Origin of the sequence: Micromonospora sp. WMMD712, assembly GCF_029581295.1 — a bacterium.
Classification (GTDB): Bacteria; Actinomycetota; Actinomycetes; order Mycobacteriales; family Micromonosporaceae; genus Micromonospora; species Micromonospora carbonacea.
The window spans coordinates 5,072,454-5,087,050 of record NZ_CP120743.1 but is presented as its reverse complement, the minus strand read 5'-3'; the positions used below and the strand labels follow the sequence as shown (position 1 = coordinate 5,087,050).

General features: G+C 74.7%; 15 protein-coding genes, 1 pseudogene and 1 riboswitch. Of the genes and pseudogenes, 4 read left to right on the top strand and 12 right to left on the bottom strand.

The features are described 5' to 3' along the window. Positions 1–13: 13 nt before the first annotated feature. Positions 14–622, bottom strand: a complete 609-nt coding sequence (locus O7633_RS22185) for a hypothetical protein (protein ID WP_282323783.1) — start codon at positions 620–622, stop codon at positions 14–16. Between the two features lie 143 nt (positions 623–765). Then, positions 766–2,724 (bottom strand): heavy metal translocating P-type ATPase, encoded by a 1,959-nt coding sequence (locus tag O7633_RS22180; protein WP_348776342.1) that lies wholly within the window; start codon positions 2,722–2,724, stop codon positions 766–768. A 493-nt stretch (positions 2,725–3,217) separates the two neighbouring features. Between O7633_RS22180 and O7633_RS22175 the strand changes: the two genes are divergently transcribed. Both O7633_RS22175 and O7633_RS22170 read left to right on the top strand, forming a co-directional pair. Next, entirely contained in the window at positions 3,218–4,654 is a 1,437-nt protein-coding gene (locus O7633_RS22175; RefSeq protein ID WP_278131349.1) for a YibE/F family protein, read from the top strand. A 166-nt stretch (positions 4,655–4,820) separates the two neighbouring features. Continuing rightward, a riboswitch (cyclic di-AMP (ydaO/yuaA leader) is annotated at positions 4,821–4,951 on the top strand. A 4-nt stretch (positions 4,952–4,955) separates the two neighbouring features. After that, on the top strand, positions 4,956–5,981 hold the full coding sequence (locus O7633_RS22170) for a hypothetical protein (RefSeq protein WP_178063098.1): 1,026 nt from the start codon (positions 4,956–4,958) through the stop codon (positions 5,979–5,981). Between the two features lie 60 nt (positions 5,982–6,041). On the opposite strand, the gene O7633_RS22165 is transcribed toward O7633_RS22170, so the two are convergent. After that, on the bottom strand, positions 6,042–6,782 hold the full coding sequence (locus O7633_RS22165; RefSeq protein WP_282323781.1) for a carbonic anhydrase: 741 nt from the start codon (positions 6,780–6,782) through the stop codon (positions 6,042–6,044). Between the two features lie 172 nt (positions 6,783–6,954). Here O7633_RS22165 and O7633_RS22160 point away from each other — a divergent pair. Next, positions 6,955–7,263 (top strand): annotated as a pseudogene (locus O7633_RS22160) (helix-turn-helix domain-containing protein); the annotation flags it as partial. A gap of 134 nt (positions 7,264–7,397) precedes the next feature. Beyond that, positions 7,398–8,594, top strand: coding sequence for a type VII secretion-associated serine protease mycosin (gene mycP, locus O7633_RS22155; RefSeq protein ID WP_282323780.1), 1,197 nt, complete (start codon positions 7,398–7,400; stop codon positions 8,592–8,594). A gap of 19 nt (positions 8,595–8,613) precedes the next feature. Here mycP and O7633_RS22150 read toward each other — a convergent pair whose 3' ends face one another. The 9 genes from O7633_RS22150 to O7633_RS22110 all read right to left on the bottom strand — a co-directional run bounded on the left by O7633_RS22150 (position 8,614) and on the right by O7633_RS22110 (position 14,554). Continuing rightward, positions 8,614–9,927: a hypothetical protein gene (locus O7633_RS22150; RefSeq protein ID WP_282323779.1), complete on the bottom strand. Its 1,314-nt coding sequence runs from the start codon at positions 9,925–9,927 to the stop codon at positions 8,614–8,616. Positions 9,928–9,944: 17 nt separating this feature from the next. Beyond that, a complete protein-coding gene (locus O7633_RS22145) occupies positions 9,945–10,484 on the bottom strand; it encodes a hypothetical protein (protein ID WP_282323778.1) in 540 nt (179 codons plus the stop codon). Between the two features lie 37 nt (positions 10,485–10,521). Further along, the gene (locus O7633_RS22140; protein WP_278131339.1) at positions 10,522–11,871 is read right to left on the bottom strand and encodes a S8 family serine peptidase; all 1,350 of its coding nucleotides are present in this window, start codon (positions 11,869–11,871) and stop codon (positions 10,522–10,524) included. An 81-nt stretch (positions 11,872–11,952) separates the two neighbouring features. Beyond that, entirely contained in the window at positions 11,953–12,234 is a 282-nt protein-coding gene (locus O7633_RS22135; RefSeq protein ID WP_074475200.1) for a WXG100 family type VII secretion target, read from the bottom strand. Between the two features lie 28 nt (positions 12,235–12,262). Then, a complete protein-coding gene (locus O7633_RS22130; RefSeq protein WP_043961610.1) occupies positions 12,263–12,571 on the bottom strand; it encodes a WXG100 family type VII secretion target in 309 nt (102 codons plus the stop codon). A 221-nt stretch (positions 12,572–12,792) separates the two neighbouring features. Then, positions 12,793–13,050, bottom strand: a complete 258-nt coding sequence (locus O7633_RS22125) for a hypothetical protein (RefSeq protein ID WP_282323777.1) — start codon at positions 13,048–13,050, stop codon at positions 12,793–12,795. A gap of 12 nt (positions 13,051–13,062) precedes the next feature. Continuing rightward, positions 13,063–13,788: a hypothetical protein gene (locus tag O7633_RS22120; protein ID WP_074475202.1), complete on the bottom strand. Its 726-nt coding sequence runs from the start codon at positions 13,786–13,788 to the stop codon at positions 13,063–13,065. 31 nt (positions 13,789–13,819) lie between these two features. Continuing rightward, complete coding sequence (locus O7633_RS22115) at positions 13,820–14,113, bottom strand: hypothetical protein (protein WP_074475203.1); 294 nt, start codon at positions 14,111–14,113, stop codon at positions 13,820–13,822. A gap of 18 nt (positions 14,114–14,131) precedes the next feature. After that, positions 14,132–14,554 carry a YbaB/EbfC family nucleoid-associated protein gene (locus O7633_RS22110; protein ID WP_282323776.1) on the bottom strand — a complete coding sequence of 141 codons (423 nt, stop codon included), beginning with the start codon at positions 14,552–14,554 and terminating at the stop codon, positions 14,132–14,134. Between the last annotated feature and the right edge of the window lie 43 nt (positions 14,555–14,597).

Below are 14,597 nucleotides of genomic sequence, written 5' to 3'. Positions count from 1 at the left end.
GCGCCGGGGCGTCCTACGTACGCGACACCGAGACCTCGGCAAGCCGAAGGCCGAGCGGGCGGGGTGGCGGGGCGCGCGGTCCGGCGGGCCCGCCATCGGGCCGCCTGCCGGGCGGACCGGCCGCCCGGGCCCCGGTCAGCAGGAGCACGGCGACGAGCAGGGCCGCCCCGAGCGCGCCGAGCACCGCCAGGCAGGCGCTCCACCCGGACGGCCCGTCGGCGCGACCACCGTCCGGCAGCAGCCGGGCGGACGCGCACCCACCAGCCGGACAGCCGGCGCGGGCACCCAGGGCGACGACGGCGGCCACTCCACCGACGCGGACGGCCACTCCACCGACGGGGACGGCCACTCCATCGGCGAACGCCCGGAGCGCGTCCGCGCCCCCGGCAAGCGCCACGGGAACAGCCGCGCCGCCGGCGAGCGCCACGGCCCCACCCGCGCCGTCGGCGAGCGCCGCCGGGGCCGGGTGGGCGTTGCGCGGGGTGGCCCCGTCGTGGCCGGAGTGGGTGCCGCCGGAGTGCGCGCCGTGGCCGAGGGTGTGCATGGCGGCGAGGCCGATCAGGGTGCAGAGCAGCAGCGCCAGGCGGCCCCACCGCCCGCCCGCCACCGCCCTCGTCCGCACACCACCACGCTAGAGCCTCGGCTGAGGTCGACCCACGCCGCCTCGCGGATGCGGGCGCGGAAGGTGACCCGGCACCACGAGCCGGGCCTGTGCCCGGCACTCCACTCAGCAACACTCGTTGAGGCCCTCACCCCTGCCCGGCATCAGCCGGGGGTGAGGCGGACCCGGCGGAGCAGTTGGGCGTTCAGCGCCACCACGATCGTGGAGGCCGACATCAGGATCGCCCCGACCGCCGGGCTCAGCGCCACCCCCGCCCAGGCCAGCACCCCGGCGGCCAGCGGCAGGGCCACCACGTTGTAGCCGGCCGCCCAGGCCAGGTTCTGCACCATCTTGCGGTAGGAGGCCCGGGAGAGCCGGGCGACCGCCGCCACCCCGCGCGGGTCGGACGAGGCGAGCACCATCCCGGCGGACTCGATCGCCACGTCCGTGCCGGCCCCGATGGCGATGCCCACGTCGGCGCGGGCCAGCGCCGGGGCGTCGTTGACCCCGTCGCCGACCATCGCCACCGTCAGCCCGCGTCGTTGCAGCTCGGTCACCTTTCCGTCCTTGTCGGCCGGCAGCACCTCCGCGAAGACCTCGTCGACCCCGGGACGGAAGCCGAGGTCGGCGGCGACCGTATCGGCCACCGCCCGGGCATCCCCGGTGATCATCGCGATGGTCCGGATGCCCTGGGCGCGTAGCTCATCGATCGCCTCGCGGGCCTCGGGGCGTACTTCGTCGGCGAGGGCAAGCACGCCCAGCACCGTGCCGGGGAGGCGGACGAGGTGCAGCACGGCGGCCCCCCGCCCCGCCCAGCCGGCGGTGGCCTGCTCCAGCTCGGCGGGGAGGCCCGCGCCCAACTCGCGCAGCAGCGCAGGCCCGCCCACCGCGTATTCCGTGCCGTCGATCGTGGCCCGCACCCCACGGCCCGGCAGGGCGCGGAAGCCGGTGGCGTCCGGGTGCCCGCCGCGCTGCTCGGCGGCGGCGACGATCGCGCGGGCCAGCGGGTGCTCGCTGTCCGCCTCGACGCCGGCGGCCAGCCGCAGCAGCTCGTCCTCGCTGGTGCCCTCGGCGGCCGCGACGCCGGTCACGGCGTGTTCGCCCCGGGTCAGGGTGCCGGTCTTGTCGAACAGCACCGCGTCGACGGTGCGCATCCGCTCCAGCACGAGACGGTCCTTCACCAGGATGCCGGAGCGTGCCGCCACCGCCGTGGACAGCGCGATTACCAGCGGGATCGCGAGCCCCAGCGCGTGCGGGCAGGCGATGACCAGCACCGTGACGGTCCGCACGACGGCCTCGTCGGGGTCGCCCAGGGCGGACCAGACCACGACCGTCAGCACGGCGGTGGCGGTCGCGACGTAGAACAGCCAGGCCGCGAAGCGGTCGGCGAGCACCTGGGCCCGGCCGCTGGAGCGCTGGGCCTCGGCGACCATGCGCTGGATGCCGGCGAGGGTGGTCTCCTCTCCGGTGGCCTGCACCTCGACCCGGATCGCCGAGTCCGTGGCCACCGTGCCCGCCACCACCCGGTCGCCGGCCGACCGGGCGACCGGGCGGGACTCGCCCGTGATCATGGATTCGTCCAGCTCGGCGGCCCCGCCGACGACCCGGCCGTCGGCCGGCACCCGACCGCCGGGCCGGACCAGCAGCACGTCGCCGACGCGCAGCGCGGCCACGGGGACCCGCTCGGTGCCGCCGTCGGGCCCGACCCGCTCCGCGTCGTCGGGCAGCAGCGCGGCCAGCGCCGCGAGGGCGCCCCGGGCCTGGCCGATCGCCTTCATCTCCTGCCAGTGCCCGAGCAGCATGATGGTGACCAGCGCCGCCAGCTCCCACCAGAAGTCCAGGTCGAACGCGCCGGCGCTGGTGGCCAGCGACGCGGCGTACGCCACGCTGATCGCCATCGCGATGAGCAGCATCATGCCCGGTGCCCGGTCGCGCAGCTCCCGGACCGCGCCGACCAGGAACGGCCACCCGCCCCACCAGAAGACCGCCGAGCCGAGCACCGGGCCGACCAGGGCCCGGCCGGGGAACTCCAGCGAGTAGCCGAACCAGTCCATCACCATGTGGCTGGTGACGACGATCGGCAGGGTCAACGCGAGGCAGACCCAGAACCGGCGGCGGAACATCTCCGGGTCGTGCCCGGCGTGCTTGTCGTGCCCGCCGTGCCCGGCGTGGTGGTCGCGCTCGGCATGGATGGCGTGCCCGACCTGGGTGGGGTGCCCGGTGCGATCGGCGTGCGCGTCGTGGGCCATGTCTCCAACATGCCCTGCCGCCCGTCGATCCGGCGGCATGTCGGCCATGTGGCGGTATCACGGCGGCCGGAACACCGCCATGTCGCCGACATGGTGTCGGTCGACCTGCGTTCGCAGGTGAGGGTGGCTACGATTCCGGGCGGTGGGACGCGGGATGCCGCTCCGGACGGCCGGCGGAGCGGTAGACCGGGGCCGACGGAGAGGGAGACCGGGGCCGGCGGAACGGGAGACCGGGCGGCCGGAGGAACGGAAGGCCGGGCGGCCGGGCGGCGGGAGCCGGGCGTCCGGCGCCGACCGATCGCCCGCCACGCTGAACCGTCCGGGCCGCCGGGCCGTATCCCGCGCTGACACCGTTTGGAGATCGTCGATGGGCGCCGACCACAACCGACCCGCCCCGCCCACCCCGCCGGGGGTGCGGCGGGTCCTCGTCGCGACCGTTGTGCCCCTCTTCGTGATCACCGTGATCGCGGCGGTCGTCCTGTGGCCCCGCGCCGGCGGCCCGGAGGTCGACGGCGGTTCGCCGGTGCCCCGCTACCACGGCACGGTGACCCGGGTGGTCACCGAGGAGTGCCCGCCGCAGCCCGAGACGCCGGAGGGCGGCGGGCCGGGCGTCGCGGACGGCCCGTGCGGCACCGTGACCGTCCGGGTGGAGCAGGGGCCGGACGCCGGGCGGCAGGTCGAGACGCCGGTCCCGACCGGCCCGGGCGCGCCCACCGTCGCCGTCGACGACCGGATCGTGCTGGTGAAACTCACCGATCCGGCGGACCCGACCGCGAGCGCCTACAACATCGCCGAGCACCAGCGTGGCGCCCCGCTGATCTGGCTGGCGGTGGTGTTCGCGCTGGCGATCGTCGCGTTCGGCCGCTGGCGGGGGGTGGCCGCCCTCGCCGGGCTCGCCGCCACCTTCGCCATCCTGCTGACCTTCGTGCTGCCCGGCATCGGCGCGGGCGGGTCGCCGCTGCCGATCGCCGTCGTCGGCTCCGCGCTGATCATGTTCGTGGTGCTGTACCTCACCCACGGGGTCACCGCGCAGACGTCGGTGGCCGTCCTCGGCACCCTCGGCAGCCTGGTGCTCACCGGCCTGCTGGGCACGCTGGCCACGGCCGCCACCCACCTCACCGGGTACGGCAGCGAGGACGCGACCACCCTGTCGATGTTCCGGGGCGACGTGGACCTGCACGGCCTGCTCCTGGCCGGCATCATCATCGGGTCGCTCGGGGTGCTCGACGACGTCACCGTGACCCAGGCGGCCACCGTCACCGAGCTGGCGCACGCCAACCCGGGGCTGTCCCGGTTGCAGCTCTACCGGGCGGCCACCCGCGTCGGCCGGGCGCACATCGCCTCCACGGTCAACACGATCGTGCTGGCGTACGCGGGCGCGTCGCTGCCGCTGCTGCTCCTGCTCACCGCCGACTCCCGCCCCGTGACCGAGATCCTGACCAGCGAGTTCCTCGCCCAGGAGATCGTCCGCAGCGCGGTCGCCACGCTGGGTCTGATCGCCGCCGTGCCGCTCACCACCGGGCTGGCCGCCGTGGTCACGGCGGCAGGGCGCACGGCAGCGGGTCCCACGACGGCGGGACCCACGGCGGGGCACGGGGCCGCGCCCCGGACCCGCCAGGCGGGCGGCGGGGACGTGCCGGCGGCGCGTACCCACGGGGGCGGGCGGCGGACCGCGGACCGCGATCTCGCGCTGGAGGCGCTCGGCGGCGGCCGGGCGGCCGAGGGATTCCCCGACGACCACGCCCCCACCCACCCCCCGGCCGGACGGCCGCACCGAGAAGGAGGCACGGAGACCGCATGGTGACACTGCGCAGCGTGACCGGCGGCGGCATCCGCCCTGAGAAGCGCATCACTGATTACCGACGGCGATTACGAAATGACGCTTTTAGTCGGCATCCGGACGTAGCTCCCCGCATGTGCTCTCGGGTAACCTCGCTGCCGGTCACCGCCGAAGGCGCGAAGCGGCGCCTGCGGTGCCGCCGCCCAATCGCCGCGAGGCGAGCCGGGGAACCAGGTGCCCGGGGTGAATCCGCGCGAGCGGTAGGGGCCGCTTCCGCCCCGAACCCGTCAGCTAACCCGGTCGGCGGTCGATGGAAGGGAACACTGTGACGGCACCCCTGCACCGCTGGTTGACACCCGTGGTGGCCGTGCTCGCTGCCCTGGCGGTCGTCGCCGGGCCGGCCGCCCCGGCGCTCGCCCTGCCCGCCGCCGCCCCCCAGCCCTCGGGGCACGAGGAGGACGACGAGCCCCAGCTCATCACCGACGTGATCGAGGCGACGAACCGGGACTACGTCCAGGCCAAGTCGAAGCTCGAAAAGTCCAAGAAGCGCCAGGCCCAGCTCGCCGACGAGGTGCGGAAGGCCCAGGAGGAGCTGGACGCGCTCGCGCCGCAGGTCGGCGAGATGGCCGCGCAGTCGTACCGGACCGGGCGGGTCGGTGCGATGGCGATGCTGCTGGAGAGCAACAGCCCGGACTCGTTCGTCAAGCGCGCCTCCGCCCTCGACGAGCTGAACATGGTCAACGCCAACAAGCTGGCTGAGGTCAGCGCGGCGAAGAACCGCGCCGAGCAGGCCAAGCTCGCGCTCGACGCCGAGGTGCGCGAGCAGCAGAAGCAGGCGTCGGTCATGGCGAAGAAGAAGCACGACGCCGAGAAGGCGCTCGCGCTGGTCGGCGGCAAGGGCTTCACCGGCGGCCTGGTCAACGCCACGTCCCCGGTCGCGCGGATCGCGCCGGGCCGGACGTCGGACGGCACCTGGCGGCCGGAGTCGTGCAGCGAGAACGACCCCACCACCTCCGGCTGCGTGACGCCCCGCACGCTGCACGCCTACAAGGAGGTCAAGCGGGCCGGCTTCAACCGGTTCGTGGGCTGCTACCGGCCGGGCGGGCCGTGGGAGCACCCCAAGGGCCGGGCCTGCGACTGGTCGCTCCAGAACAGCGGCTTCTCCCCCTGGCACAACAACGACACCCGGATGTACGGCAACAACCTCGCCGCGTTCCTCATCCGCAACGCCGACCGGCTCGGCATCTACTACGTCATCTGGAACCGGCAGATCTGGTTCCCGGCGAACGGCTGGAGTTCCTACAGCGGACCGTCCAACCACACCGACCACGTGCACATGTCGCTGCTCTGACGCGGCGCGCCGCGCACGACGAGAGGGGCCGTCCCGCTACGGGGCGGCCCCTCTCGCGTCTCAGGCGGCGGCGGCCGCCGGGGTGGGGTCCGTGGCCATGGCGGCCGGCACGGCGGCCACCGTCCGCACCCCGCCGGCACTGAGCCGGTACGACATCCCGACTACCGCGCACCGGCCCGCGTCGACCTCGGCGGCCAGCACGGGCGACCGGTCGAGCATCGCCTCGACCGTGCACGCGATGTGGATGTCGACGATCTCGTCGATGCTCTCGACGCCCCGCTCGGCGGCCCGGTGCAGGCTGGGCACCACGGCGTCGACCACGGCCCGCAGGTTTCCGGCGGGCTCGCTGCCGGTGCCGGCCGCCGCCTTGGCCGCCTGCACCGCCCCGCAGGAGTCGTGGCCGAGCACCACCACCAGGGGGGTGCCCAGCACGGTCACGGCGTACTCGACGCTGCCCAGCACCTCGGGGCCGACGGTGTGCCCGGCGGTGCGCACCACGAAGAGGTCACCCAGGCCGCGGTCGAAGATGATCTCGGCGGCGAGGCGGGAGTCGGAGCAGCCGACGATCACCGCGAACGGGTTCTGGCCGTCGGCGACGGCCGCCCGGTGACCGGCGTCCTGGTTGGGGTGGCGCGGCGTCCCGGTGACGAAGCGGTGGTTGCCGGCGTGCAGCTCGGCGAGGGCCCGGGCCGGGGTGCAGCGAGCACCCGGGGTGCCCGGTTCGCCCGGTCGCCCGACGGACGTGCGGGGATCGAGCTGCCCGGAGCCCGCCTGAGCCATCGACATGCTGGACTGCTCCATGCCCCATCACCTCGTCATTCACGCGCACGACCAGTTCCCCCACGGTCACACGCAGCAAAAGGCACGTCAAGCGTTACGTGATACACATTTCCTGCGTTGGGAAGGGGTTGCGCAGGCCCGCGCCTCGGTCCGCGCAGGCCCAGGAGCGTGGGCGTCGTCGCCGAGCCCTAACATGTCGGACATGGCGACGACAGCAGGCGGGAACGGGAGCACCCGGAACTGGACGTTCCTCACCAACCACGGTCACGTCCTGCTCGCCATCGCCCGCAACCCGACCGCCCGGCTGCGGGACGTCGCGGACGAGGTGGGCGTGACCGAGCGTGCGGCCCAGGCGATCGTGGCCGACCTGGAGGCCGGCGGCTACCTGCGGCGGACCCGGGTCGGCCGGCGCAACGAATACACGGTCAACCCCAGCGGCCACTTCCGCCACCCGGCCGAGGCGGACCGCCAGGTCGGCGACCTGCTCGCCCTCTTCACCACCGAGCAGGGCGAACGGCGCACCCCGGACGAGGCCGGACGACAGGCCCCGGACCAGGCCGAACGGCGCACCCCGGACCAAGCCGGGCGGCAGGCCCCAGGCGGGCACGCCCCGGGCCAGGCCGGGCGGGACGCCGGGTGACCGGGCGGGCCGGGCTGCGGCGGGTCGCGCCGCCCGCGCTGGCGGCGCTGCTCGCCGCCGCCGTCGTGCCGCCCGCCCCGGCGTCGGCCGCCCCGACCTGCGGGCCGATCGGGAACCCCGCGCCCACCGAGGCGCCCTGGGCGCTGACCCGGCTCGACCCGGCCTCGGCCTGGCGGGTCACCCGGGGCGAGGGCGTCACCGTGGCGGTCGTCGACTCCGGCGTGTCGGCCACCCACCCGCTGCTACGCGGCCAGGTGCGCCCCGGCCGGGACTTCAACGCGCTGCCCAGCAACGCGGGGCAGTGCGACGCGGCCGGGCACGGCACGATCGTCGCCGGCATCATCGCCGGCCGGGAGGGCACCGGCTCGCCGTTCACCGGCATCGCGCCGGCCGCCCGGATCCTGCCCGTACGCGTGCTGCCGGACACCCGGCGCACCAACGACGAGGGCCTGCCGGCACAGATCGGCCTGGCCATCCGCTGGGCCGTCGACCAGGGCGCCGACGTGATCAACCTGTCCCTGGTCACCCTGCCCCGCCCGGAGCTGGCCGCCGCCGTCGAGTACGCCCTCGCCAAGGGCGTCGTCGTGGTGGCCGCCGCCGGCAACCGTCAGGAGCAGCAGCAGGACCTGCCGGCCTACCCGGCGGCGTATCCCGGGGTCATCGCCGTGGCCGGCGTCGACGCGCAGGGCGGCCACGTCGGCAGCTCGGTCAGCGGGGACTACGTGGACATCGCCGCCCCGGGGCTGGACATCGTCGGCCCCGCGCCCCGGGGGCAGGGTTACCTCGCCGAGCCGCAGGGCGGCACGAGCTTCGCCGCCGCGTACGTCTCGGGGGTGGCCGCGCTGGTCCGCGCCGCGCATCCGGATCTCACGCCGGACGGGGTGGCCTACCGGCTCACCCGCACGGCGGACAACCCGCCGGACGGGCACAACGCCGAGGTCGGGTACGGGGTGGTGAACCCCTACCGGGCGGTGACCAGCGTGCTCGGCACGCGCAGCGACCCGCCGCCCGGGGCGCTGGCCGCGCCCGCCCCGCCGCGCGACCCGCTGGGCTGGCAGCGGGCCGTGGCGGTCTGGGTGGCGGCGGTCGGCGCGGTCCTGGCCGGCGCGCTGCTGGCCGTCAGGCCGATCCTGGCCCGGGGACGGCGTCGGGGCTGGCGGCCGGGCCGCCGCCCCACCACCGTCGAAAGCTGACCCCGGCCGCGCCGCAGCGTCAGCGCAGGATGCCGGGGGTGGCGTCGCCGCCCGCGCCCCAGACGTCCTCGTCCTCCTCCAGCCAGGTGTTGCGCACCTGCTCCTCCTCGCCGTAGCCGGCCCCGCCCGCCGCACCGGCCAGGCCGCCCCGCCCGGCCGTCGCGCCGCCCGGCCGGCCGGCGCCCGCCGCGCCCCGGCCGCCCGCGCCCCGGGCACCGGCGCCGCCGGCCGCGCCGGGGGCCACCATGCCGCCCATGCCCGGCTTGCCCGCGCCCAGCCGACCGCCCGCGCCCCGGCCCGCGGCCCGGCCCGCGCCGGCCGCGCCGCCGCCGAGCATCGGCGGCAGCCCCGGGCTGACCGTCTTGCCGAGCGCACCGCCGCCGGGAATGCCGCCGCCCGCGCCGCCGGTCGACAGGCCCGCGCCGCTGCCGCCGCCCAGCCCGCCCCCGCCGAGGCCGGTGGTGGCCGGCCCGCCGGCACCGGCCAGGCCCGTCCCGTAGTCGTCGTCCAGCCCGCCCGGGTCCACGGACCCGGTGTCGGGAAGGTCGGCGACGGGGGTGAGGTCCGGGTGGGTCGTCGACCCGAAGTCGGGCTTGCCGTCGCCGACCTCCGGCAGGGTGCCGATGCCGCCCGGGGAACCGCCGCCGACGCCGCCGGTCGACGGCATGCCGCCCACCGACGGGACCCCACCGACGCCACCGGCGCCCGGGCCGCCGCCGAGGTCCGGCACCTCCGTGGGGCCCGTGCTCAGGCTGCTGGGGGTCACCGAGCCCGGCGCCTCCATCGTGCGGTCCCTGAAGTTGCCGTTGACCTCGTCGTAGACCTTGCGGGCGTCGCCCTCCTGGTCGGAGAACCAGCCCGTGACCCAGTCGCCCACCTTGCCGAGCTGCTCGACGGGCCAGCTGCCCATGACCTCCGCCGTGACCCGGGTCTCGAACAGCCCCACCCCGAGGGTGATCTCGCCGTTGCGGGCCGCCAGGACGTCACCGACGCAGGCCGCCGGGATCGGCATCTTGTTCTGGGCGTCCTCCAGCTGGCTGGCGGCCGTCTCCAGGGTGGTCACGATGCTGACCTTGCCCCGCCCCGGGTTGTCGATGTCGTCGACCATCGACTTGGCGTTCTTGGCGAGCCCCTCGATGTGCGTCTTGAACGCCTCGTAGGCCGGGCCCTTCCAGAGCACGCCGAGGTCCTTGACGTTCTTCTCCAGGCTCTCGCGGACCTGATCGACGTTCTTGATCAGCTCCTTCCAGCCCAGCGCGGCGCTCTGCACGTCGGCCGGGCGGCCGTCGACGAGCACCTCCCGGGCCATGTCCTCCCAGCTCTTGTCGCCCACGTTCCGCTCCCGTCGATCTAGCTGCCGCCGCGGGCGGCGTCGGTGAAGGCCTGCTGCATCTCCTGCGCGGTCATCTTGTTGGCCCCCTCGGCGGTCTCGTAGTTGCGCTTCACGGTGCGCAGCGCCTCGGCCGCCGAGTAGAGGTTCTCCGAGAGGGTGCGCAGCCCGCTCTCGGTGCCGCTGTAGACCTGCTGGTGCCGCTGGGCGAGTTGCAGGGCGTACGGGAAGCCACCGAGCGGCCCCTTGCCGGCGACGGCCTCGCCGCCGCCGAGCTTGTCGGAGATGTCGGCCATGTCGTAGGAGAGCCGGTTGAGGTAGCTGGCGTGCGTCTCCAGCCAGGTGATCGCGGAGTCGAGGCTGCCGGCGTCCCACTCCGTCTCGACGCCCTTCTCGCCCTCGCCGGCGACCAGCCCGCTCGGCGTCTCGGCCTGGTCGACGCCGGTGCGGTCGAAGCTGATCCCCCGGATGTCGACCATCCCCGGGTAGGCCGCGTTGACCGGCAGCGGCACGGGCAGGTCGATCTCCACCCGGTCCGGATCGTGCTGTTCGTCGCTCATGATGCCCCTCCCTGGCCCCGTTCCTCAGGTGTCGGTGTCAGCGCGGCTGCGGCCCCGCCGGGCCGGGCGGCCGTGCCTGCGGCGGCGGCCCCGGCGGGTACGGCCCGGGCGGGTGCGGCGGTGGGACGCCGAGCGGTGGCCCCGGCGGATACGGCCCGGACGCGTAGGGCCCCGGCGGGTGCGGGCCGGGCGGGACACGGCGGCGCGCCGCCCGGCGGTTGACCACGACCAGCCCCACCACCAGCGCGCCGGCCAGGAGCACCACGAGCAGGCAGAGCGCCAGCCGGAACGGGGCGTTGTCGCCCAGGCTCACGGAGACCGCCGGCCGCCCGTCGGCGGGGTCGTCGCCGTCGTCGGTCGCGGCGGGGCCGCCCGGCTTCGCGGACGCGCTGGTCAGCAGCGGGTTGCCGGTCACCTCGGGCACGGCGGCGGTCAGCGCGGCCAGCACGTCGACGCCGCCGAAGCCGTACTCCGGGTCGCGGCCCGGGGCGCCCCGGTCCCGCGCGGTGCGGATCAGCCGGTTGACCACGTTGGCGGCGTCGAGCCGCGGATAGCGGGACCGCACCAGCGCGGCGACCCCGGAGACGATCGCCGACGCGTTGCTGCTGCCGTCGCCCACGCCGTAGCCGTTCGGCGACACCGGCGGCGGCACCGTGCTGATGATCCGTTCCCCGGGCGCGGCGATCCCCACCTCCGGGCCGGTGACCGACCCGCTCCACCGCGAGCCGTTCTTCCCGGTGCCCGCGACCGCGAGCACGCCGGGGACGTTGGCCGGCGTCGGCACGCCCTGGCTGGCGGCGCGGTTGCCGGCGGCGGCCACCAGCACCGCGCCCTTGCCGAGAGCGTATTCGACGGCCTCGGTGACCTGGGGGTCGTCGCCGGGGGTGCCGACGGACAGGTTGATCACGCCTGCTCCGGCGTCGGCCGCCCAGCGGATGCCGCCCGCGATGTCCCACTCGCGCGGCTCGCCGAGGGCTACCGGCAGGATCTTCGCCTCCGGGGCGATGCCGAGCAGCCGCATGGACCCGCCGCCCCGGCCGGCGATGATGCCGGCCATCGCGGTGCCGTGGCCCTTCTCGCGGTCCGGGTCGGCCTGGCCGTCGGCCCGCACCCCGCTGGACCGCGAGGTGCCCCTCAGGACCTGCCCCCGCAGGTCGGGGTGGGCGGCGTAGACCCCGCCGTCGATCACCGCGACCGTGACGCCCGCGCCCCTGGTCAGCTTGTGCGCCTCGGGGATGCGCAGCGTGTCGAGGTGCCACTGGAGGCCGCGCACCGTGTCGGCCGCGCGCGCCGGGGCGGGCGCGGTCAGCAGGCCGCCGGCGACGGCGGCCAGCGCCAGCATGGCGGCGGACCGCCGCAGCGGTCGCCGGTGTCCCCCCGTGTGCATCTTCTCCCCCGGCCCTCGTCGACCGTCACGCAGAACGGCTCCGGGCCGGTCGAGCCGGACCGGAGCCGCGTCGGCGTCAGCTCAGCTGTTCCACACCCGGGAGTTGCTCATCTCCGTGGTGACGTAGTTCTCGCGGGCGATGCCGACCGCGCCACCGATGTCGTTCAGGATCTTGTTGATGTCCCGGACGGCGGCGTCCCACTGCGCCTGGTGCTGCTCGTAGGCGGTGCGGTCCTCGCCTTCCCAGTGCAGCTTGCTCAGCATGGAGCGCAGCGTGTCGAGCTTCTCGTCGATGGTCCGCGAGATCGCGGTCATCTGCTGGTGGCTGCTTTCGAGGACCGCGTAGTCAACCTTGATGCTCATGATTTCCTCCCCTACGCCTGGCTGCCGGTCACGGGTTCAGCGCAGCGTGGAACTTGTCCAGCATCTGCTGCTGCTCCTCGTCGTTGACCTGGTGGGTCGTGCCGGACTTGTCGAGCAGGTCGGCGATGTTGTCCATCGCGGTCAGCAGCTTGGCGGTGTCCTCGTTCCACCGCAGCATGAGCTGCTGGAAGCCGGAGGAAGCCTGCCCCTTCCAGGCCATCGCCAGGTCGTCGACCACGTTCCACAGCTTCTTCAGCTCACCGTCGACATCGCCGCGCGTGGACCGCACGTCATTCGCCGCGGTATGCAGAGTCGATGCGTCGACCTCGAACGCCATGCTTCACACCCTTCCGTCATCGTTGTGGCGGCGGAACTCTGCCGCGCCCCTCCCCCGTGGCAAGGCGACCAACCCCACCGACGGACATTCAGGATGCACCGTAACCGACCTCGTCCAACCCGCGCAGCCCTGCCGCGGCGTCGTGGCCGCCCGAACAGGGTCTCCCCGGAGGGATCGCCCCAGCGTGGACCGTCCCCAGCGGACCCGGGTCGCGCCCCGGCTCAGGAGGGCCGACGGTACGACCGCACGTGCAGCGCCACGCCGAACACCAGCAGCGCGGCCAGCAGCACCACGGCCGCCCAGAGCACCGGCTTCTCCAGGGCCCGGTCCAGCACCACCGGCAGCAGCGCGGCGATGCCGACGAGGACCGTCGCCTCGCTGGCCCGCTTCGCCCAGGTCGCCCGCGTGAGCTGCGCGACCAGCCCCAACACGAGGAAGACCGGGATGGTGACCAGGGCCAACACGAAGAGCGTCACCATGTCGCCCGCCTCTCACTGGTAGAACTTGGAATCCTTGACCCAGTCGATCTTGATGTCCTTGATGTCGGGGTCGGTGCCGGTGGCCGCCCAGCCCGGGCGGGAGTCCGACACGAAGGCGAATCGGTTGTTGTGCTGGAACCCCGCCATCACGGTGGTGAACAGCGCGCTGATGTCGCCGAAGACCAGGGCGAGGATCGCCACGCTCACGGTCAGCCCGGCCACCCCGATGGCCTCGGCGATGGGGGCGGTCGGCGGGAACGCCTGGAGGGCGACCGACGCGATCACCGCGATCAGGATCGGGATCAGCGCCTCGACCAGCGCGTCGACGGCGTCGTTGAAGGCGTCCCGGGCGGCGGTGAGGCTCTCCTTGTTGGCGTTGAACGCCTCGGCCAGCGAGTTGATCTCCGCGCCCAACTTCCGGAGGAACAGCTCGAACGCGTCCCGGTCGTCGAAGTCCCACTCCTCCGCGGACGGCGGCACCTCGCCCAGGGCCGCGCCGAACTGGTCCGCGCCGAGCAGACGGGCGGCGTCGCCCCACTCCTTGATGGACTTGTTGACCTCGTCGTTGTCGAACGTCTCCAGATAGGCGATCATCACGCCCAGGAAGCCCGCGCCGACCAGCCACATCCAGTTGGCCCGGGCCGCCGGGAGCAGGCCCCGCACCGGGGCCGTCGTCGCGGCGACCGTGTGCGTGCCGGTCACCGCGCCGGACGCGTTGGCGATCAGGATCTCCGTCATCGGTGCTGCCCCCCGTCGCGCCCCCGGCCGGTCACTTGACCACCCAGGGCTGATCCGACTTCTCCCAGTTGTTGGCGGTCTGTTCGAGCTGCTGGGCCGCCCGGTGCAGGTGCTCGATGCCGGTCTTCACGTTTTCCAGGTGGCCGTCGACCGAGGCGTTGTGCGCCTCGACGGTCGCGCCGCCGAAGAGGGTCAGCGACCCACCCGGCAGCTTCACGCTCTCCAGCAGCGACTGCACGTTGCGCAGGTACTGGATCGGGCCGTCCGGGGCGTCGAGCTTCTGGCCCGCCCTGCGGATCGCGTCGACGTCGACCGTGTTCGCCATCGTGTCTCCCTGCCGGACTCAGCGGCGCAGGCCGCGGAACGGGTCGCCCAGGTCCACCCCGAACCGGCGGAACCAGTCCTCGGGCGTCAGCGTGCCGGCCTGGGCCTGCCGGACCAGCTCGGAGCCGCCGAGCATCTCGGTGAGCAGCTCCTGCTGGTGCTCGCCGAAGGCCGCGTACGCCGCGTCGATCGCCGCCTGGAGCGACTCCGCGAGGGAGAAGCTGTCCAGCCGCATCGCCCGCGCGTTGATCTCGATGTCGCCGACCTTCATCTCGCCGTCGACCGTGACGCTGACCAGGCCGTCCGGGCTCTCCCCGGTCACCCGCAGCTCGGCGCGCTGCCGCTGGAACTCGGCCAGCCGACGCTGCTGCTCCTGCGCCTGACGCAGCATGCTCTCGACGGCGCCGTTGAGGCCGCCGTATCCCCCCGAGGTGCTCACCACGGTCCCTTCTGCACAACCGACGATCGGCCCGACGCTACCGGAC

What these genes read in the sequence shown, in the direction of transcription:
- O7633_RS22180 (WP_348776342.1), bottom strand. Translation starts at nt 2,724, where the DNA reads ATGTTCCGCCGCCGGTTCTGGGTCTGCCTCGCGTTGACCCTGCCGATC.
- O7633_RS22145 (WP_282323778.1), bottom strand. Translation starts at nt 10,484, where the DNA reads ATGAGCGACGAACAGCACGATCCGGACCGGGTGGAGATCGACCTGCCC.
- O7633_RS22115 (WP_074475203.1), bottom strand. Translation starts at nt 14,113, where the DNA reads ATGGCGAACACGGTCGACGTCGACGCGATCCGCAGGGCGGGCCAGAAG.
- O7633_RS22175 (WP_278131349.1), top strand. Translation starts at nt 3,218, where the DNA reads ATGGGCGCCGACCACAACCGACCCGCCCCGCCCACCCCGCCGGGGGTG.
- O7633_RS22165 (WP_282323781.1), bottom strand. Translation starts at nt 6,782, where the DNA reads ATGGAGCAGTCCAGCATGTCGATGGCTCAGGCGGGCTCCGGGCAGCTC.
- O7633_RS22140 (WP_278131339.1), bottom strand. Translation starts at nt 11,871, where the DNA reads ATGCACACGGGGGGACACCGGCGACCGCTGCGGCGGTCCGCCGCCATG.
- O7633_RS22120 (WP_074475202.1), bottom strand. Translation starts at nt 13,788, where the DNA reads ATGACGGAGATCCTGATCGCCAACGCGTCCGGCGCGGTGACCGGCACG.
- O7633_RS22135 (WP_074475200.1), bottom strand. Translation starts at nt 12,234, where the DNA reads ATGAGCATCAAGGTTGACTACGCGGTCCTCGAAAGCAGCCACCAGCAG.
- O7633_RS22130 (WP_043961610.1), bottom strand. Translation starts at nt 12,571, where the DNA reads ATGGCGTTCGAGGTCGACGCATCGACTCTGCATACCGCGGCGAATGAC.
- O7633_RS22125 (WP_282323777.1), bottom strand. Translation starts at nt 13,050, where the DNA reads ATGGTGACGCTCTTCGTGTTGGCCCTGGTCACCATCCCGGTCTTCCTC.